General features: G+C 55.6%; 12 protein-coding genes and 1 pseudogene. 7 read left to right on the forward strand and 6 right to left on the reverse strand.

All coding sequences use genetic code 11. From position 1 onward, the window contains the following. The first annotated feature begins 299 nt into the window (after positions 1–299). Genes AB7933_RS22675 through AB7933_RS22685 form a run of 3 tightly spaced genes read left to right on the forward strand, consistent with a single transcriptional unit; the run spans position 300 to position 4,287 of the window. Entirely contained in the window at positions 300–1,574 is a 1,275-nt protein-coding gene (locus AB7933_RS22675; RefSeq protein ID WP_024076456.1) for a c-type cytochrome, read from the forward strand. After that, positions 1,571–2,035, forward strand: a complete 465-nt coding sequence (locus AB7933_RS22680; RefSeq protein ID WP_024076457.1) for a (2Fe-2S)-binding protein — start codon at positions 1,571–1,573, stop codon at positions 2,033–2,035. The genes AB7933_RS22675 and AB7933_RS22680 overlap by 4 nt, the downstream gene beginning before the upstream one ends. Next, positions 2,032–4,287, forward strand: coding sequence for a xanthine dehydrogenase family protein molybdopterin-binding subunit (locus tag AB7933_RS22685; protein WP_024076458.1), 2,256 nt, complete (start codon positions 2,032–2,034; stop codon positions 4,285–4,287). Before AB7933_RS22680 ends, AB7933_RS22685 begins: the two co-directional genes overlap by 4 nt. 237 nt (positions 4,288–4,524) lie before the next feature. On the opposite strand, the gene AB7933_RS22690 is transcribed toward AB7933_RS22685, so the two are convergent. Further along, positions 4,525–5,457: a LysR family transcriptional regulator gene (locus tag AB7933_RS22690; RefSeq protein WP_024076459.1), complete on the reverse strand. Its 933-nt coding sequence runs from the start codon at positions 5,455–5,457 to the stop codon at positions 4,525–4,527. 13 nt (positions 5,458–5,470) lie between these two features. After that, positions 5,471–6,703 carry an MFS transporter gene (locus AB7933_RS22695; protein ID WP_024076460.1) on the reverse strand — a complete coding sequence of 411 codons (1,233 nt, stop codon included), beginning with the start codon at positions 6,701–6,703 and terminating at the stop codon, positions 5,471–5,473. 240 nt (positions 6,704–6,943) lie between these two features. Between AB7933_RS22695 and AB7933_RS22700 the strand changes: the two are divergent. Then, positions 6,944–7,195, forward strand: a pseudogene (locus AB7933_RS22700) (integrase); the annotation flags it as partial. A gap of 161 nt (positions 7,196–7,356) precedes the next feature. Here AB7933_RS22700 and AB7933_RS22705 read toward each other — a convergent pair. Then, positions 7,357–8,532: an integrase core domain-containing protein gene (locus AB7933_RS22705; protein ID WP_024076461.1), complete on the reverse strand. Its 1,176-nt coding sequence runs from the start codon at positions 8,530–8,532 to the stop codon at positions 7,357–7,359. A gap of 621 nt (positions 8,533–9,153) precedes the next feature. Between AB7933_RS22705 and AB7933_RS22710 the strand changes: the two genes are divergently transcribed. Beyond that, positions 9,154–9,867 (forward strand): hypothetical protein, encoded by a 714-nt coding sequence (locus tag AB7933_RS22710; RefSeq protein ID WP_375156273.1) that lies wholly within the window; start codon positions 9,154–9,156, stop codon positions 9,865–9,867. A 2-nt stretch (positions 9,868–9,869) separates the two neighbouring features. Here AB7933_RS22710 and AB7933_RS22715 read toward each other — a convergent pair whose 3' ends face one another. Beyond that, positions 9,870–10,832: an IS30-like element ISPpu17 family transposase gene (locus AB7933_RS22715; protein ID WP_004577240.1), complete on the reverse strand. Its 963-nt coding sequence runs from the start codon at positions 10,830–10,832 to the stop codon at positions 9,870–9,872. Positions 10,833–10,948: 116 nt separating this feature from the next. Between AB7933_RS22715 and AB7933_RS22720 the strand changes: the two genes are divergently transcribed. Together AB7933_RS22720 and AB7933_RS22725 are read left to right on the forward strand one after the other, a co-directional pair. Then, positions 10,949–11,893: a hypothetical protein gene (locus tag AB7933_RS22720; RefSeq protein ID WP_375156274.1), complete on the forward strand. Its 945-nt coding sequence runs from the start codon at positions 10,949–10,951 to the stop codon at positions 11,891–11,893. Between the two features lie 158 nt (positions 11,894–12,051). Beyond that, positions 12,052–12,705, forward strand: a complete 654-nt coding sequence (locus tag AB7933_RS22725) for a GIY-YIG nuclease family protein (protein WP_024076463.1) — start codon at positions 12,052–12,054, stop codon at positions 12,703–12,705. Positions 12,706–12,946: 241 nt separating this feature from the next. Here the strand turns inward: AB7933_RS22725 and AB7933_RS22730 are convergent, their stop codons facing one another. Both AB7933_RS22730 and AB7933_RS22735 read right to left on the reverse strand, forming a co-directional pair. Then, positions 12,947–13,840: a hypothetical protein gene (locus tag AB7933_RS22730; RefSeq protein ID WP_236645990.1), complete on the reverse strand. Its 894-nt coding sequence runs from the start codon at positions 13,838–13,840 to the stop codon at positions 12,947–12,949. 298 nt (positions 13,841–14,138) lie between these two features. Next, positions 14,139–20,765: a DUF3320 domain-containing protein gene (locus AB7933_RS22735; RefSeq protein WP_024076465.1), complete on the reverse strand. Its 6,627-nt coding sequence runs from the start codon at positions 20,763–20,765 to the stop codon at positions 14,139–14,141. Between the last annotated feature and the right edge of the window lie 530 nt (positions 20,766–21,295).

Consider the following 21,295-nt stretch of genomic DNA (forward strand, 5'->3'; position numbering starts at 1 on the left):
CCGCCAGAGAATCCGTCGGTTGCACAACGTAGCTTTTCGCAAAACGCAACGATGTGCCGATCACGCCTTCGGCGCGCCACGGTCCTTGAGCGCCTGTCTTTGGACAGGGGCGCACGCTGCGCGAGTTAACGGTTGTTGATTCGGTCACCGTTGCGCCTGGCGCAATGTAGCGTTGCGCCTTGATGGGGTACTCCATCACAAGCGCCCTCTCTAAGCTCACGTCATGGAAAATCGCCGTACGCCCATCGCACGCGGCGGATTGAAAAATCTGTCGTTAATTCAGCTCGAGAGGTAAGGCGATGAAGCGCAAAACGATCATCGGTGTCGTTCTGGCGATCGGCGTCGTGGGGTTAGGGTTTGCGTTCTGGATGATGTGGAGGCCGGAAATTGCCACGGTCAGCCAGCCCCTGAAGGCCGATCGCGAAACCCTGGACAGAGGCCGCCGCGTCGTCGAAGCCGGAGACTGTGCGGTCTGTCACACGCGGCCAGGAGGCGCCTACATGGCCGGCGGTTTGCCGCTGGTAACGCCTTTCGGAACCCTCTTCACCACCAACATTACCCCGGACCCGGAATCCGGTATCGGAAAGTGGTCGCTGGACGCCTTTGAACGGGCCATGCGTGAAGGCATCGCGCGTGACGGCCATTTCCTCTATCCGGCGTTCCCCTACGTGCATTATCGAAAGATGAGCGACGCCGATATCGCCGACGCCTATGCCTACCTGATGAGCGTGGACCCGATCACATACACCGCGCCGCAGAACCACATGGTCTTCCCCATGAACTTCCGTCCACTGGTGTCCTTCTGGAACTTGTTGTTCCTGCATGGAGATCCGCTGGAGCCACTTCCCAACCAGTCAGCACAATGGAACCGCGGACGCTACCTGGTCGAGGGAGCGGGACATTGTTCATCCTGCCATTCGCCCCTGAATCTGATTGGCGGGGAAAAAAGCAGCGAACGGTTCAACGGTGGTGTCGTCGACGGCTGGACAGCCCCTGCCCTGCGCGGAATGACCGAGGCGCAACACCCCTGGAGCGAAGCCCAGTTGGTCGCCTATCTGACGGGCGAGGTCGCCGAAGGACACGGCGCAGCAGCGGGCCCGATGTTGCCGGTCAGTCTGAGCATCGCGCAATTGCCGACGGAAGATGCCCATGCCATCGCGCAGTACATTCTCGACCTCAAGAAAACCTCATCGGATGCCCCATCGCCGCCCTGCACTTATGGGGTCAAGCCCAGCGCCAGAGCACTTATGGGCGCCTCATTGTTCGACGGCGCCTGCGCGAGTTGCCACGGCGGCGCGGCGCCGATGCGCGTCATTGAATCGCGGCCGGCGCTGGCGAACACCTCGGCGGTGATGGCGGACTCGCCACGCAATTTGATCCAGACCATCCTGCAGGGCATCCCCATGTCCAGCGCCGCTTCCAGCCACTACATGCCTGCCTTCGCCCCTAGCCTGGACGACACCCACGTGGCTGCACTTGCCGAGTACTTGCGCAACCAAAGTTGCGCGAACCGTCCCTGGACGGATCTCGACAAGACCATCAAAAGCATTCGGGCTCAGGAGCAGCAACCGTGATCACACTCGATATCAACGGCAAGACTCACGAACTGGACATCGCGGACGACATGCCCTTGCTGTATGCCTTGCGCAATCAAGTGGGGCTCAACGGCGCCAAATACGGCTGCGGTCTGGGTCAATGTGGCGCCTGCACGGTGCTAGTGAACGACAAACCGGTGTTTTCCTGCCTGACGCCCTGCGGCGCGCTGGCGGGCAAATCGGTGCGCACGGTCGAGAGCCTCGGCAGCGCTGACCAACCGGGTGCCTTGCAGAAAGCCTTTATCGAGGAACAGGCGGCCCAGTGCGGCTATTGCATCGCGGGAATGATCGTCCGCGCACAGGCGCTATTGGAAGCCAACCCCCATCCGGACGATGAAACGATCCGTCGCCACATGGCACCCAACTTGTGCCGCTGCGGCACCCATGTGCGAATCCTCGCCGCTATCAAATCGGTCATCGCGCAAGGGGGCAAGGTATGAAAACCTCAACGCAAAAAGTCGATCTGAGCCGCCGCGCATTCATGATAAATGGCGCATTGGTGATGGGGTTCGCACTGCTCCCGGCCATTCCTCGCGCCTTCGCCGACACTGAAGTAGACACCTTGGGGACAGAGATCCTCGCCCCCGACCTGCCGGGCAGCCTGCGCGCCACTCCTCACCTGGACGCCTGGATCCGCATTGATGCAAAAGATGGCATCACCGTCTACACCGGCAAAGTGGAACTGGGCACTGGCGTCAAAACTGCGCTCCTGCAGATCGCCGCCGAGCGGCTGGAAGTGCCGCCCGCGCTCATCCGTTTTCTCACCGCCGACACCGCACTGACACCCAATGAAGGGTATACCGCCGGCAGCCATACGATCGTCGACAGCGGCACCGCGCTGTTCAACGCCGCGGCCCAGGTGCGTCAATTGTTGCTAGAGTCCGCGGCACGGCAATGGCATCTCAACGTCGACAGCCTGACCACGCGGGACGCGGTGATCTACGATGCGCAAGGCCGCAGCATGACCTACGCACAAGCCGTGGCAGGGGTCCAACTGCATCGTTTTGCATCGGCCAACTCGCCCTTCAAGCCAGCCAGCCGTTTCACCCTGATCGGCCAATCACTGCCTCGACTGGACATCCCGGCCAAAGTCAGCGGCGGTGCAGCCTACGTGCAGGATATGCGCCTGCCCGATATGCTGCATGCCCGCGTGATACGGCCACCCCGGCGCGGCAGTCAGCTTCTGGAGATTGACGAGGCCGCCCTCGGGAAACTGCCCGGCGAGGTGAAACTGATCCGCAACGGCAGCTACCTTGCCGTGGTCGCCACCGATGAATGGCTGGCGGTCAAAGCAATGCGCGAGGGCTATGCCACGGCCCGCTGGACAGCAGGTAACCCGCTGCCCGACTCGACACACATCCATCAACTCCTCACCGAATTGCCGGCGCGACGCTACCCGGTGAGTGCCAAGGGTGACCTCCCGCAACCGATGCCACACGCCTACAAGGCCCGGGTGACCAAGCAATACCTGATGCACGGCTCCATCGGCCCCTCCTGCGCAGTGGCCTGGTTCAAGGATGGCACACTGACCGTGTGGACCCACTCTCAAGGTGTCTATCCATTGCGCGCGGGTATCGCCGAGATGGTCGGCCTGCCGGTGGCTCAGGTGCGGTGCATCCACGCTGAAGGCTCCGGTTGCTATGGCCACAACGGCGCCGATGACGCCGCCGCCGACGCCGCGCTGATCGCCATGGCCATTCCCGGCAAGCCGATACGGGTGCAATGGATGCGCGAACAGGAAAATCTCTGGGAGCCCTACAGCTCGGCCATGCTTGCCGAAGTGGAAGCAGGACTGGACGACAGCGGGCGGCTTCGCGACTGGACATACGAACTCTGGAGTACGCCGCACAACGAACGTATCGTCAACGCCGGGCGCCTGTTGCCGGCGTGGCTGTTGGCCAATCCCTTCACCCCGGCACCGTCGGTACCGATCGCTCAGCCCGAAGGCGATGGCGACCGCAATGCCGTTCCGTTGTATGAGATCCCCAACCTGAAGGTCGATCTTAACTTTGTACTGACCATGCCATTCAGGACCTCGGCCATGCGTTCGCTCGGTGCCCATATCAACATCTTCGCCATCGAGAGCACCGTCGATGAACTGGCGGCCAGGGCCACCGTCGACCCGGTACAATTTCGCCTGAATCACTTGAGCGATCCGCGAGCACGGGCGGTGGTGGAGCGCGTGGCCGCTGAGTTCCGCTGGCCGCAAAAAGCAACGGGCCCCGGCAGCGGAATCGGCTTTGCCTTTGCCCGCTACAAAAACATCATGGGTTACTGCGCAATCGCCGTGCAGTTGCATGTGCAGCGCCAGACTGGACAGGTGACGATTGATCGCGTTGTCGCCGCCGTCGACGTGGGGCAAATTGTCAGCCCCGACGGGCTGCTCAATCAGATCCAGGGTGGCATCGTGCAGTCCGCCAGTTGGACGCTCTATGAGCGAATCCTCTATGACGCCAGCGGCATGCACAGTTTCGACTGGAGCGGCTATCCGATCATGCGTTTTCCGGATTTGCCGCAACAGGTCGAGGTCCACCTGATTGATCAGCCGGATCAGCCATTTCTTGGTGCGGCGGAAATCGTCCAGGGCCCCATGGCCGCAGCACTGGGCAATGCCATCAACGATGCCACCGGCAAGCGCTTGCTCGATCTGCCGCTGGCGCGACGTGGCTGGCAGGAGGCGCTGGGGTCATGACCGATCCGGGCGGTGTCGACTTTATGCCCTTCGGCCACAAGTCAGCCAGCCGATGCCGGCGAAACGTCTGAATCGGTAGCCAGGCGCACGCTCATGAGCGCCTGGCGCTCATGCAGCAACCCGTTAACGCGAACACGAGGAATCCCACTGATACACCTCGTCGTACACGCGGTCTATCCGTGCCTCTTTGCTGGGGAAATATCGATAGAGTTTTGCAGGCGCTTGAGCATTTCAAGGCTATCTCCTGACAGCATCGTTCGAAAACGAGCCTTCAGGCCCTAGCAATTCGCTGATGAAATCGATAAACGCATTGACGCGCTTGGAGCCACGATGATTGGGAAGATACAGCGCGGAAATGGCCGAACTGGCATCGTTCGGATTGATAACGAAAGACTCGAACAATGAAGTCAAATCACCGCTGCCAATATCGTCGTTGACGAGCCAGTCAGGTAACAGAGCCACTCCACCGCCCGCCAACGCAACCTCACGCAAAACCTCGGCATTGTTGCTTTTGAAGCGGCCCTCAATCGGTACTCGAGTCTCCTCAGCTTCCTTCAGGAAAGTCCACACCTGTTGCTTTGGGCCGTAACTGAAACGCAGGCACTCGTGCTGCATGAGGTCCATGGGATGTTCAGGAAAGCCATGTGCATTCAGGTACTCGGCACTGGCCACCACCCGGCGCTTGAAATGACCGACGGGACGACTGACGACACCATCCATGGCGGCTGCCGATCCCAATCGAATCGCCAGATCGACGCGCTCCCCCAGTAATTCAACGATGTCATCGGAGAGCGTCATGTCCAACACAAGTTGAGGGTATCGCTTCAACAGCGAGGCAATATGAGGTGCAATCAGACGACGCCCCAGCGCTACGGGCACGGAAATACGAAGATGGCCCGCAGGGAGTTCCCCGCGGTCACTGACCGAGGCATCCGCCTCGGCGACAGCATTCAGCACTTCCCGCGCTTTCAAGTAGTAGGCGGCCCCGGCATCTGACAATGAGATTTGACGCGTGGATCGATTAAGCAAGACAGCGCCCAGTTCCGCCTCAAGCCCATCGATCATCCGAGTCACAGAAGACGTCGCCAGGCCTAACTGTCGAGCGGCAGAAGAAAAGCCCTTCGAATCCACAGCCTGGACGAACATCTTCAATGCGAGCAGCTTGTCCATGACACTCCTTGACTCACCCGTTGTTCATATTGAGCATTGTGCCAGTTCGGGTCCGACGAGAAACCACCGAGAAGACGACTAGAGCTACCAGCGACAATGCGCTTCCCACCGCAGCAATTGCCAGCCAGCCGGCATGTTCATAAAGCAAACTGGCTACCGAAGAACCGATTGCACCCCCAATAAAGATACTGATCATGTACAACGCATTCAGACGGCCTCTGTTGGCAGTGCCCAATGCATAGACAGCTCGCTGGCCAAGCACCATGTTCATTTGCACTGCAAAATCCAGTGCTATCCCGGTGACGGCCAACCCAATCACACCGTAAAAGGGATTGATGAAGGCCGGAAGGAAACTCAATACACCCAGCACCATGGCCACCTGCGACGCTCGTCGAGTATGGCCTGCATCGGCAAGACGGCCACTGATAGGTGCGGCAATGGCACCGATGGCGCCAACCAGAGAGAAAATCGCAATCTGACTTTGCGTGAGGCCGAACTCACGACTCAATATCAATGGCACAGCGGTCCAGAACAAACTGAACGCCGCAAACATCAGCCCTTGATAGAGCGCGCGCTGACGCAGCACGGGCTCGCGGCAAAACAGTTGGCCCAGGGACATCAGCAATTGGCCGTACGACGCACGATGGGTCGGTTGCCATTTAGGCAGGGTCATGCCAATCACGATGGCGATAACGAGCATCAAGGCGGCGGCCCCGACAAACACCACCCGCCAGCCCAAATGATCGGCAACCAGGCTCGACAGAGGCCGCGCCAGCAGAATCCCTAGCAGCAAGCCCCCCATAATCCCGCCAACCACCCGACCGCGAGACTCTTCCGATGCCAGATGTGCCGCCAAAGGAATAAGCATCTGCACGGAGACTGAGCTGAAACCGATGAGTGCCGACACCACTAGAAATACACTCGGCTGCTTGGATAAACCGGCGGCGACCAGGCTGAAGATCGTAATCACGATCGTCGCGATCATCAGCCGACGGTTTTCTACCAGGTCCGCCAAGGGCACCAGGAAAAACAATCCGAGCGCATAACCAATCTGGGTCAGCGAAACGATGAAACTCGCGCTCCCACTCGACATGCCGATATCCGGGGCGATCAAGCTAATAATCGGTTGTGCGTAATAGATGTTGGCCACGATGGCACCGCAACAAAAAGCAAATAGAAGCACCAGCCCCTTTGTCATTGATGCTTTTTGTATCGTCGCTGCTGTATCACGTGTAGAAAGGCCCATGCCATAGACTCCTGAGGTTCGACAGCGGTGACCTTCCAACGAAGGTCACTCGCATTCATGTTTGCCAGGCCAACAACATAGGCGGCAGTGCACCTCGAGAGAATATGGACAGGACGCAACGTCGCGTTGCGTCGTGCGCAAGAGATGCCCGGGCTGAGTCGATAACAGCAACTGCACACATCAGGTTTGGACGCCATCAGAGCGCCCTATTGATATGTCCAAATTCATTAGGCCGGCTCATATTTGACGCGAGCGCTCAAGGCGGTCAGCGAGGCGGCGAGCGGCTACGCGGGATGGAAGGAAGAGGAGATGCCAGGCTTCCACGAAGTGCGAGCTCTGTCGGTGCACCTGTAAGAGAAAGCCGGAAAGGATGAGCAAAAGATCACTGGTCATGCGAGCGAGGGCATGACCAAAAACTACCAGCGGGACCACGATGAAATCATCTGGTTAGAAGCAATCCCGGACCTGAATATCAGTGAAATCACCGGGTAGTTTTGCGCTGATTTTGCCCAGGCACAAAAAAGCCGATCTGTTAGATCGGCTCAATTGTCTGATTCTACTCAGGAATAATGGTCGGGACGGAGTGATTCGAACACTCGACCCCTAGCACCCCCCATGTACGGGACAACCACATGGGTTACAAAAAAGTGCATTCACATAGGTGACACTTTGATTGAAACGTAGCCGTTCTTTGCGTCCCTGGCATTGACGTGACCTAGGATCACCGGACCGAAGATCACATTCCATACTCCGTCTTTGATCATCTCCATTCCAATGTTTTGATGCCTGAGCAGATTCCCCACGTATATCCGCAGCCCCGCCCGATTAATGATTCCGCAACTATCAGCCAGGTAACACTCAACATGGCTCGCATACCCCATTTCCGGTAGCTTTTCCGGGTAAGCTCGAGTTGAAGGGGTATAGCAGGAAGCCGGGGTTTTCTGGCCGAGCGCCTCGTGCCCTCGCTCGTGATTGTAGTGCTGCATAAAACGATCAAAGTGTTTTTGCTGAGCCTCCCAGGCAATGGCTGGCGGTTTGGGGAAAGTACTTTTCAATGTCCGGTGCATGCGCTCATGACGCCCATTTTGATCTGGCCGACCGGGCTCAATTCGCTCAGAAATAATCCCAAGGCGCAACCACCAGATCGACAACTGCGATAGTCCTGCACGACCGGTGCTGGCAAACGGCACGCCGTTATCGGTGCGGATGCGCTCAGGCATCCCGTATTCACGAAAAACGCGCTCGAAGGTTTGCTGGGTCTCCTTGAGATTGGTATTGGCCATGCTCTCGCAGGCAAGCAAGAACCGACTGGCATGATCCATGATCGTCAGTGGATAGCACCAAACGCCCGCCCCAGTGAGAAATTGGCCCTTGTAATCTGCGCTGAAGAGCTGATTAGGCGTTTCTGCCTTACGCAAAGGCTTGGGATAGACAGCGACACGCTGACGCAACGGTCGAGACGTAATCAAGTCCGCAGCCTTGAGGATGTTGTAGATGGTCGTTTTCGACGGCGGATCCTGCCCCGGAAAACGTTTTATCAGGTCGTTCTGGATCTTTTTAGGGCCCGGAACCGTTTCGCCAGTAGAGCGAAACTCAATGATTGCCTGCCTCACAACCAATGGCACCACATAGGTTTGGTTGTGCCGTCGGCGGCTACGTTCGTCGAGCCCACTGGGACCCTCCAGCTCATAGCGCTCGACCCATTTGTAGCCAGTCTTTCGGCTGATCTGATAGTCCTGGCACAGCCGGCTAAAGCTGTGCTTTTCAGACAGATACTCAGCGATGAACATCACTTTGAGGTCCATAGGTTTCAGCTCTCTCCAGGGCATGGTCAGATCCTCGCGAAATCGACCCTGCCAGTTAAAAACTGTTACCTATGTGCGTGAACTGATTTGTAACCCATGTGGGTGAGTCATACCCCCCATCTCCTTTTTCATACTTCTTGAAAGCTTTGAAAATATCACTCTGGATTTTTCCAAGTGAGTATTTACTTGAGCTCCAGCGGTGTTCTGCTCTACGAGAGTCCAGCAACGTCCATCAAGAGCCGACGTTTTTGTGGGGGGAAAAGTAGGGGGAGCACCAGCTCAAACTATGATCCAACCGAGAAGAACCGGTGAAGTGAATAGGGTTACCGATCGGTTATTTTTTCAGAACACCCTGTCCAAAATCGAACCGCCAATACTGAATTTCATACAACTGGAATGCTTCTGATCGAAGGAAATGCACTTGTGGCAGGGTCTGCCTTGCGATTCATTTACGTTTCGCGATAAGCTCAGTCACCAGCGCCGCTCATGGTCGGCGCGCTGCCCACCCCCAGGGGCCCTAGAGGCCGCAGCTAAGTGGATATTCAACCATGTATCTATAGAAGCCTCTGGCCGCTCCTGTTTCGGGCACCGGGGAATGTGGGTGGGCGTCTCCGGTGTAGCTCTTCGAGAGCAACGGAAATCACCATGGCATTGCTGAAAACCTCCTATCTTCGTGAAAACATCGTTCGTCAATCCAAACGTCTTAGCGAGAAACTTGCCGTCCCGCTAACTACCGCCAAAGAGATACTCGCTTCAGGGCCTTACGGTTGCGCGAGCTGGGCGGATTTAAACGCCCGACTGGAGTCACCTTCCCCACACGACGAATCATTGATCCTTGCGGCTTTACCGCACGTGGACGCGGCACAAGCTTATTTTGCCAACAACATACGTGAGCTGGCGAAGGCGCTCAGCCGCCGCATTTTGACAAACACCAATTTGGCCGGTTTGTACGAAATACTCAGGTACGTCTTTGTTATATCCCAAGTACCAGTATCGCTCAGTGATATTGCTACGAAGATAGAGGCCAGTGCCTGGCAGCCAAGTCACATCGGCCCCGATCCTGCCGCTGTTATTCATGCTTATACGAGAATCAATGACACTTATATCAAACTCATTGCGACTCGCGTCTACCTTCCAGAATATTACGATCTCGGAGAGCACTACCAACCTCTCGCAAAAATAGCCGAGCCTTACAACGAGAAGATCAAAATCATTTGGTCCGACCCGATGGGTTGGTACAAGGCAACCTGCGACTATCTGGAGGCCTTTGACCGTACAGCGGATGACGATGAATATGACGTCGAGCTGATATTGCCTGAGGAACATTTGGATGAGGCCATGCGCATTCACCAACCCTGAATTCAACACATAAGTGCAACGCTCACCCCTGTATGCACTTCGTACGGCGTCTTCCAGCCCAAGCGCTTGCGCGGGCGTAGATTGATCCTCGCTACTGTCCGATTGACGGCTTCGACGGTCAGCTTGCTGAAGTCGCTGCCCTTGGGGAAATACTGGCGGAGCAGACCGTTGGTGTTTTCATTGGTGCCACGTTGCCAGGATGAATAGGGGTCTGCAAAAAAGACCTGGCACTGGCTCCGTAGCGCGATGCGTTCATGCCCGGCAAACTCCCTTCCGTTATCCAGCGTCAGCGTGTGAGCGGCATGGCCCTGAAGCATCAGATTGATCGCCCGCGTTACCTGCCGGCGCGTTCTGCGCTTGACCGGATAGGCGCTCAGATAGCCGCTTTTGCGATCAACCAGGGTCACCAGGTTACCGCCCAGTCCATGTACCGTATCGCCCTCCCAGTCCCCCAGGCGCTCGCGGCTTTCGACCTCGGCTGGGCGTTCACTGATTGACACGCGATTACGCAGCTGCCCGCGCCGATCGTGGCTTCCATAGCGTTTCCGGTAGCGCTTTCGGCGATGTCGCAGATAGGTATAAAGCTCACCACCGGCGCGCTGTTCGGCGGCAATGAACCGATAAATCCACTCATGGCTGACCGCCCGGCTTGGCTGCTCCTGCTTCAACCGCTGGGCGATCTGCTCCGGACTCATGCCATGCTTGAGCCACACCGGGAGATGATGGCTGAGCCATGTCGCCGGCTTGCAAAACTTGCGCGCACCCGCTCGACGAGCATCACTTTCATGGGCCGCAGAAACAGCCTTGTAGATATTCTGGGTGCTGTTGCGGCGAACCTCGCGACTGATCGTCGAGGGATGCACGCCGACCCGCTTTGCAATGCTCGCCTGGCTCTCTGCGGCGCTCAAGCCAGCCTCAATCTGGTAACGTTGTCCCTGAGTCAGCTGCCGGTAATGCGTAGTCATCTGCGCTTGAATCCTTCGGTGTGAGAGCCTGGATTCTACCGGTGGCTGGCTCTCTGCCTCTCGTTTCAAGCGTTGCGCTTATTCTATGAATTCAGGAACGATGGTTCGACAATGCCTTGAACGCATGGCGTGACGAAAGCCGTTATGGTGAGAGTGACCAATATTTTGTGCCCTATGCTCTTCCACTAGGGTGTTACCTAGTGCTCGGCGTACCCTGTACCGCTCCTGCCAATCTCCCTGTGCTCAACAGTACTTCAGTCGCGTTTGACTCAGAGTGGGACAACGACACCACTCTGGTGACGCTCGGCAAGCAGCCTGTGTGTATTGAATGGATCACCATCAACAACCAGACACGGCAGCATGATGGTGAACACCATGAGCATTTCAAAAGTCTAATGGATGGCGTCTTTTCTCACTCGGATTGCGAACTTGATCAATTTCAATCCGAAGGCCGTTACCACAAGCTGTTCTACATCACGCCTGCCTCGAATTTTGCGATCGACAGTTATTTGAAGGTCGAACTCGAACCGTCTGGTGACGAAGAGTTCTTTGTGCTTCAAACCGACAATCCCTTCCTTGCATCGAAAATCGTGGATTACGCATCAACGCGACGACTCATGGGTTATCAATCGAAACTTGGGACCTCCAATTTCCTTATGAAAATTGAGGCTAAAGAGTCGCTCCTTGAAAAGGCTAGCTTAGCCTTGATCGCGTATCGGGCGGGTAACAAAAAAAGCTATAACTTGATCACTCAATCCCTGCTAACCAGAAGGGCTGAAAACTCCACGGTGGTCGTGAATATCCAGGCCGCCCTGCTGTCACTTTGCGACCTGATTGACAAGCGGGTGCTCAAGGATGCTATTCATCATGGGATCGTGGTGTACTGCGATCCGGGGTTTCTCGATGATCTCGATGTACCGTCAAAGCGCAGTAAAGGCTTACAGGTCGCACCACAATCACTGATTGAAACGCTTGAGCAACCGTTCCAGGAAAAAGACTTTTCTCTCCACGATTTATTCTCAAACCTAACGCTGGCCCACTACACCCGACGAAATCACTAGCGCCAACATAACGAGAAATGCCCCTTGAGTTTTGCTCCGGGTCATTTTTATTTCACGTAGGCGTTGAGGTGGGTTGAGCACTCTGCCGTTCAAAAAGCACACGCAGAGCGCGCCCCATACAACGATTGATTCATTACGTAGCTCAAGGAACCCCAACAATGAGCGCAGGTTTTGTTTACTTGATTATCAATCCCAGCATGCCCGGACTGGTTAAAATTGGCCAGTCAACACGCTCATCCAAACAACGGGCGAGGGAGGGAAAAGGAACTTGGGTACCTGATAATTTTGAGGTCGTCTACGATGAACTTGTCACCGACTGCCGGCAGGTAGAAATCCTGATGAAACAACGTTACCTGGACTACCAATACAAACCCAACCGAGAGTTCTTCCAACTCCCCATTCGCGAGGCCATTCGAGGACTGATGGAGGAGGCACTGAACTTCCGCGTGCCTCAGGTGGGCTCTAACAGCGGCGTGGAAATTCTTCCGGACTTGAAGCGCAAGTACCCGACTTATCTGGATCCTGCTTTTCACTCGATCAAAATCGTCCACCGCGATAATATCGTTTACCTAGAGTCTGTAAGATTTCGCCACACCACTAGCCGGGACGAGATCGTCGAGCGCACCGATTTGGCGTTTATTTCCGATGGGGAAATCGATATGTTTATAGCCAATCGCAGCCCTGAGGATAACGCCCGACTTTTCGTGCATGAACTGGACGAGTATTCGATGATTCACTGCACTGATCTTTTCACTCAGCAAGCGTGCTCATACATCGCGGAAACACATGAGAAAAGTCGCTGCCTTTCTTAAACGCTTGTGCCAACCGGATCAAAGATGGCACCGCGCTCTTGACCAAAATAACTCAGCACTCCCCGCTCGCTACTTTGCTGGTAGCAGGCGGGACACTGCTGTGCGGTCACCGACCGTGGGTATGCGATCCACGAAGTACACCTACCGCCAGGAGCGTTTCGTGTTTACCGTGACATCTCTGGTGCGCAGTTCCACGGCAACAACTCTTCATAGTCGGCCACCGACTGCGCATGCGATTCAGTTACACGGTTACGGCGAAACGCTGAGTATCAAGGGCGGCAACGGCCGAGAATCCTGCGCCCTTCTTGAAGCTCATGTTATGGACGAAATTCTTCATCGCATCAGACGGGTCGATGGTTTCGAGGTTAAGTCCGTCAACAGTTGACCTAGAGAAAGCAACACTCAGAATTGGCTGCTCTTCCATATGACCTGTCGAGCTGTTGAGCACATTGTCCAGAGCGGTGACGATGACTAGGTCATCCGGCAGAATTGCCAACAACTCTCGACCTACTCGCAGAGCGCAGCTGCACACGTAGTCCTGGTGAAGCTCGTTGAACCGCCCAACAGGCATAGCTTTGGTCGACAGCTTGCCACTTTTGAGTAGAGATTTGATTTCAGTCGGAATCACGTCGGAGCCATGGATAGCGAGCTTGGCTTCTAGGATGCCACCTTCATGAACAATCATCTGAATGGCTGAGCCGAGGTGCGAGATTTCTGCAAACGACTCGAAAGCTACGATGGCATCGAGCTTGGCTTGACGGTCACCATCAAGGATGCGGATCGCAATATCCCGCTCCTCTGCCCACTCGGTATGGGCAGTCTTCCATTCATCAAGCTGAGCCTGATACTGCCTTTCATCTTCCGCCTGTGCGGCGCCAATCTTGTCGAATAGGACTGCGCGTTGACGAGCCTCTAGCTTGAAGAGCCGAGCCCAGAAATTGGGGTGATATGTAGCGGCCGCATGCGTGGCTTCTTGCTCAAGCGTACCGCTCTTCAGTGGCTGTCTAGGTTCGGGATTGGAGAGAAGCCGCTTCCATTTCACAGGCTCGGCACACTCCTTGTGCATCGAAAGGAGGATATCTATGTGATTTTCGTACACATCGACTTCATACGCTGCTTGCTCCAGCGCTTCCATCTTTGCGTACTCTTTCTGTTGCTTTTCGAGCTCACGTTGCCGGCGATGAGCGTTGCGCTCTGACCTCCGCGCAGACGCTTGCAGCGAGCGTACAGTCCCTTTCCAGCCCATCACGACTCTCCATACCATTGATGTGATGGCACAAGCATAGCTCTGCCTGAATCACCTGAGCTCCTGGAAATTGAAAATACTAGGAAATCCAGAAGGAGCACATTTTTACTTCATGCATCACAGAGTAAGGGCAGGATCAAAACCCACAAAAAAAGGGGTACCTCTACAGTACCCCTCCTTCTCGCTACTACACTGTTCGACGTATGGCCTTTTCAATTCGCTGACGTCCCGCATGAGCAAGCTTGCTTACACCAGCTTCCTTAGCGACCGCGTATATCAAGGCCTCCCCCTCGTGCCCCCGCCGCACCATCTCATCAACCAAAGCACGCAGTTCTGGTAGGCAGATTTCAGCTAGCGCTCTCATGGAGTCTTCGTCGCCGGGCCTACGGAAGACGACACTGGTGTCCGACTCGATATGAGCGGGCCAGAAGAAGACCCCAGTTTGTTCCTCTTCATGCGACCGGAATCGTGCCCGGGCAATTTGGTCAACCCGATCACGAATCCGCGAGCCGGTTCGTACCCAGCCATGCGCCCGGGCAATGCGCCTTGCGAGCGCGGTGTCCAGAACCGGCCCCTCCTCCGCAACCACATGAGCAATCATCTGCTCCAACGTTTCTGTGTAACTCGGCTCAAAGAACTGATCTGGATCGACCAACCCTACCGCTTGACGAGGATCGGCTTCCTTATAAACCAAATTTACAAGGGGACGAGTAAAGGCCAGGACATCTTCAACTGGCGTGATGGATGCCGCCTTGGCGTACTTCAACTCATCCAAAGCGCCTGAGGGATCATTGGCTTCAGCCACTCCATCCGCTGCGGCGACCACAGCAACCTGATCCACTACCTCAATGACCTCAGCCATAGCCGCGTCGATTTTCAGTCGCTCTGCCTCTTGAGCTGCATCGATGACAGCCTGCTTTGCTCGGGACTCAGCAAGGATCTCGTTCAGACGTTGATGTACCTTCTCGGCAATTCCAACTGCATCTATCCACCAGTCCGTCGACCATATCCTAACGATCTCCCAGCCAAGTCCACGCAGTACAGATTCACGGAGCTTGTCACGATCGCGAGCAGTCGCGCTGCGATGATAGGTAGCACCGTCGCATTCAACGCCGGCAAGAAATCGACCAGGAGCATCAGGATGAACAACCCCAAGGTCTACTCGGAAGGAGGAAACGCCAATCTGGGTATGAATCTGCCACCCCTTTTTGGCCAAGGCTGCTGCAACCGCCTCTTCGAATGGGCTGTCGAAACCACCTACGCTACCAAAGTCAGCTTCTGCCAGGGCCCGCGGGCCACGCTCTGCAAACTCTAGGAAGTGCTTCAGATCACGCACCCCAATCGCTTGCGTACGGGCCAAATCAATGTGCTCTGGTCGTAGAGTCGAGAACACCACAAGCTCCTGTCGAGCGCGAGTGATAGCCACATTCAGCCGACGCTCACCACCAGGGCGGTTCATCGGGCCGAAGTTCATCGACAGCACACCAGCAGCGTCTTTCCCATAGGTGGTCGAGAAATAGATGATGTCTCGCTCATCACCTTGAACGCTCTCCAGGTTCTTGACGAACACCGGCTCCAACTCGGACTCTGCGAAGTACGAATCGAGTGTTGGATCTTTCCGGCATGCTTCATCCAACATGTCCATGATGAGTTTCTGTTGCTCTCCGTTGAAGGTTACAACCCCCACGGTTCGCCTGCTTTCGCGGAAGGCCGGCGACTGAAGACGAGCAACCAGATCAGCAACTAAAGATCTTGCTTCGATCAAGTTGGTTCGCGACCCACCCTTGTCATATACACCCGGGACTGGGCATAACCGTACTGCTTTGTCGGCCGTAAACGGTGATGGGAAGGTCACCAGCTTCGACTGGTAGTAACGCTGGTTCGAGAAAGCGATCAGACTCTCGTGGCGGCTACGGTAGTGCCAGTTCAGGTTACGCATCGGCAAGTTGGCACTGATGCACTCGTCCAGAATACTCTCGAGATCAGCCTCTACATCCTCATCTTCAGCGGTCGACTCAGCTCGGTTAAAGAACGAAGTTGGAGGGAGCTGTTTGGGGTCGCCCACCATCACCACCTGCTTCCCTCGGGCCATGGCGCCGATGGCATCCCATACAGGTATTTGAGATGCCTCATCGAAGATAACGAGATCGAACGGTGTTGAGGCAGGCGGCAGATACTGGGCAATGGAGAGAGGGCTCATGAGCAAGCATGGAGTCAGCTTGGTTAGCGCTTCTGGCGCACGACTCATCAGCTCCCGCAATGGAATGTGCTTGGTCTTCTTGCCCATCTCATGTCGTAGGACGCCCCACTCTGAAGAGCGACTTACACTGTCTTGGCTTGGTAGGTCGGAACACAGCCGAGCTCGGAGCCAGTCTTTGGTCAACTCCGTGAACTTGTCGTCCAAAGCTCGGAAATCGCGAATTCGTTGCTCATGCTCCACGCTGACGAACGTCCGGATCACCTCTTCGTTGTCGACCGTCGTATTCAGCCACCAGCGGGCATAGTTTACTTCCAATACACGCCGGACTTTTCCAAAGGTGATAGCTCCGGCTTCCATCGCTTGAACAATTGGCGCCAAGCCGACAGCGTAGGCTTCATCGCGAACCTTTCGCCAAGCGCACCATGCCTTAAGGCGCGACTCAGACGAAACGACAGTTTCGCAGTTTTTCTTGATATCACTTAGTGCCAGGTTGGCAGTTTCGATGACGCCCATTTCGGTGAAATGACCGACGGCAGTCAGGTGCGCTGCTCGCTCCTGGAGCAGCTCGAGCTTTTCACGAAGGGTAACGCCGGCAATGGCTATAGCAGCCTCCGGCTCAAGTAATGCGTTACCATCACCCAGCAACGTTTGAAGCGGTGCTTTGTAGGCCGCGACCTGCTCAGGATTGAGTGCTAGCTTAGCCACCGCGGTAGCCATTTCCCCTTGGAAGGCTACCGCCGTAAGTGCGACGTCAACCTTCGTTTTCAAGTCATTCCAGACAGGAACGATTTCTCGCAGATCAGCCAGATCCACCAACTCTCGTTCAACTGCTGCTCTTTTCTTGAGCAGCTCAAAATCAGCTTTGAACGACGAGCCACAACGCCCTTCCTCTACATGAGGATGATCGTCGACAAGCCGACCACGTTCTTCAATGTCACGTCGTTCAGCCTGAAAACGCAGCGCTGCAGTCAGCACATCAATATCAGTGGTCAAACCGCTCCAGAGAGAGCTAGTTGCCAAGCTGAGATCAACCAGCTCATCTAACCCAGCATCGAGACGAGTCAACGTACGCAGCCGGCGGAGTTCCTCCTTCAGCTCATCACCTAGCTGGCCCTGCTCAACCAACTGCAAGCCGTCATCGATCCAAGCAGAATTACTTTTCTGAAGCCGCATAGCCTCTTGCAGTTTGATCGCTGTCGCGAGATGCGTTGCTTCGGATTTGGCACCTTGCCAAACAGCAACACACTCATGACCTGGCTCCAGCTTATCGATTGCTCGACGCACCGACCGGATCTCTACCCAAGTAGCGAGATCCTTGCCATTGTCGACTTCACCTGTTGATGTCTGCGTCGGCGCCAATAGCCCAGCGATGCGGCGTTTTCCGAACCAGGACTTAGGCCAGAAAGACTCCTCCGACTCTTTCCATTCGCGCAGCAGGAGTTCGGTGTCAAGTACTTCAATCGCATCCCCGTAGGACGCCGTTAGCTGGTGCTTGAGGTCGTCTATCTGACGCAACAATGTGACAGCTTGCCCGAGAACGTCTGTGACATTTTCTGGCCAGGCCGGGCCTAGATCAACGAACGTAGCGCGGCGTTGCTGCAGCAGATCAATGCCTAGTTTAGCTTCAGCAGTAATACGAGAGGACCAGAAGGATGAGAGTCTGGAGTTAATGTTCCGGTGTTCGTCTACCCAAGTGCAGCCGTCACTCAGGCGTTTAGAAATCGAGCGAGCATCGGGGCGCAGTGCGAACCGCCAATCATGCCCAGCGGCAGCGGGAAGTACTCGAGAAAGAATCGACAGCCCCTCAAGCGCTGTTGGGGTGTACTCCGTAACAGGAAGCCCGGACAGCTCAACGAAGCGATCGGCAGCTCGCTGGACTTCAACCACAGCGGGAAGCACATCACGAGCCGCCTGCACGAATTGTTGCTGCCAATGAGGCGACCACTCTGCTTGGCCTACCCCAGACAAAGCGTTGCCTGCCAGCTGACTGTAACCCACAGCTTGAGCGTTCACTTCAAGGCGGTCGGCCAGTTCTCGAAGCCCAAGCATAGCCTTCTGATCATGCGTGTCCGGAGATGGCCAACCAAGTGGAGCTACTGCCTCATCAACACCCGATGTCACCGTCCCGATGGCATCGTAGATGGTGTAGCCGTTGCGGTGCCGGCGATGCAGACGCTCGACATAAATATTGAGGCTGTCACGCAGGGAAGCCAGCCGCTGCGCTTCCACCTCCCAAGCGGAAGCATCTACCTCCCCTTTCGCTTCCCAAGCCGACTGCAACTGAGCAAGGACATCCGTTTTTCGAGCCTTGCTGGAGTGAAGTTCAAGGCAAAACTCACCCAGACCGATTTCACGCAAGCGCCGGTACACGACATCCAGGGCAGCAATTTTCTCAGATACGAACAACACCCGGCGCCCTTGAGCGATGGACTGGGCGATCATGTTGGAAATCGTTTGGCTTTTACCTGTGCCCGGTGGACCTATGAGAACGAAATCTTTTCCCTTCGCTGCTGCCATCACAGCAGCAAGCTGAGATGAATCAGATGGCAATGGGCAGAACACATCAGTCGGACCGTAATCACGGTCCAGTGACTCCGCCTCCGGAAACGGGGTATCGGAGATGAACGAATCACGTGGCGTATCCAGAAGGTGCTGGACTACAGGGCTCTGTCGAAGGTGCTCTGCATTCTCGGCAAGATCCTTCCACATAAGATACTTGGCAAACGAGAACATCGAGAGCACAACGTCCTCGTTCAACTCCCAGCCAGGGATATCCTTGATAGCATGACCAACTTTGTTCCAAATGGCTGCGATATCCAGACCGGAGTCGTCCCGAGGCAGCTCCTGCTCCAGTGAACCCAAACCCAGTTCAAAGTCCTGACGCAGCATCTCAATCAGAGTTGGGTTAAAACGAGGCTCATCATCGTGCAGCACCATGGTGAATCCAGAACGCGCACTCTTACGCTCCAAAGTGACAGGAACCAAGACCAGTGGCGCTTTGTACTTCTGCCCGGCCCTATCCTCACGCGTCCAGCTAAGAAAACCGATGGCCAGGAAAAGCGTGTTGGAGCCACCTTCCTGCAAAGCAGTACGAGCGCTTCGATATAACTCAGTTAACCGGACATCCATTTCAGCGGACGTCAGCGCAACGAATACTTCCCTACGTTTGAGAGCATCTTCAGCATGACGGCGGCGAACATCTTCTCGCTCACGCTGCTCATAGAGTGCGCGCTCACGCGGATCTGCGCCATCCATCAGGTCAGGCCTGGTAAGCAGCTTCAGAGACTGCCCACTTGCAAGAATGTCCTCGAGAGCACCGGGGTCAGGAGATTCAAGCTTCAGCGCTCGCTTACCCATTTTGAAATTGAGCAAGTTATTTCGAAGCGACAGATCCAGAAGCTTCCGCTGCCACCGGCCCAAGCGATCTGCTGGGTCTAGCTTAGACAGATCCTCAACCTGTACCTTAATATTCTCATCAGCGATGCCGATCCCTTCCTCCACAAGAAACGATGGAGCTTCATCAGTCTCAGCAACGGCGACACGTGCGATCTGAGCCTCTGAGCTGGCGAGCGGTTTGATACGCTGCAAACGGGCGCGACGGATATCTAGCAGCATCTCGAAAACACTTTCAGCGTCTTCGGCTACCTGTTTCGTGCCCATCTCTACCGCATAAGAAAATGGCGGTATCGAGGTGTGGGTAATAAGAGTGGTCTCAAATAGCACGAGTTCCTGAAGCTTCACCCGCTTACGTACTGCAGTGACATCATCCACCACGGCAGCCGTAAACTCTTCTGGCTTAAGCCACAAACCAGCAAAAGCATGACCATGGGTGAATACGATCACGGGGTTAAGACCGATCTGCTCCAATGCTGCGCAGAAAAGCAGAGTCAGGTCGAGACAAGTAGCCAACCCGGAGTCAGCAATTTGGCTGGGGCTACGAATCTTCTGCCCTGATTGTTCAAAGCTAGCCGGCGGCAACGCATAGTCGAGCTTCATGCGCGCCACCGCGCCCCACACTGCCGACGCCAACTGCCAAGCTCTTTTGGGGCCACCTTCATATCCATCAAGCGCGGACGGCTTATCGCTAAGACGAAGCAACTCGGCCGCCTGTTTGAGCAACCGCTCAACCGCTGCATCATTCGGCTGAACAAAAGCCGCAGTCATATCTGGTATATGCCACAATCCGCCCCACTGGTTTCTGGGCAAAAGGTCTACGACCTGTTCAAGCCGAGCAACTTCCTTGCGACCGCTCTCCGCCTCTTTGTCATCGGCTTCGAGGACAAACGTAAAGGTCGACATCTCTGACTCTGTCAGGCGACTCAACAACGGGCCATCCAAGACAAGATCAAGCCCAGGTATGACCCGGAAGCTATCTGCAGCGATCTCGTCGATCCGCCAGATCTTGGACTTAAATACCTCGGGGGCCGAGCTAAGCGTAAGAGTGGCATTGACGAAACGATTGCTCGTTTCGTTCGAGATACGAAGCTCGCGAATCACAGGGATAGCGTTCTGGAAATCTGCAAGATTCAGCTTTGCCACCAAGGTGGCAAGGACCTTCACTTCTTTAGGCGGGGCTTCTTCTTGGGGTGTGAGGGGCTGAACGGTATCGTCCATGCGCAACAATCCTTGTCGTTATGCTCAAGGGAGTGCCGAAACTGACCGGCCAGGGAGCCCCTCTTGAGCTGATGGCGAGATGATATCTCTTATAGCGACAGCCGTAATGTGCCTTTGGTCGTCACTGATTTCTCAGCCCATCATCGAACGTCACATACTACGACCTACACAGCTCAATATCGAAAAAGGATCGAAGTCCACTGGGCAAACTTCGATAGTGGTATCACTGTGAGTTAGCAGCGGATTTGGCACCGACTAGGACCTTGCAAGAGATTCCGAGCTGACCGCTAGAAGCCGCGGCCGACGGATCTTTCGAGGGTTCAGCGGCACTCAATCGGTGCCAACTACCTGAAAAATGGTTTGTCATCAAAACCGCAAGAAGTCGGGTGAATTTGCGGTCTGTTTGGCACTGCGGCTTGGGCCCAAAAACATCGAATTTGGAGGTATGAAGCAGGCTCTCGGACTCGATGGTTTGATTCCAAATCGGCCCCTGGTCCTTGTGATCAAAGGGCTCGGCCGGCGACTAGAGA

The organism is Pseudomonas gorinensis (assembly GCF_042015035.1).
Lineage (GTDB): Bacteria > Pseudomonadota > Gammaproteobacteria > Pseudomonadales > Pseudomonadaceae > Aquipseudomonas > Aquipseudomonas gorinensis.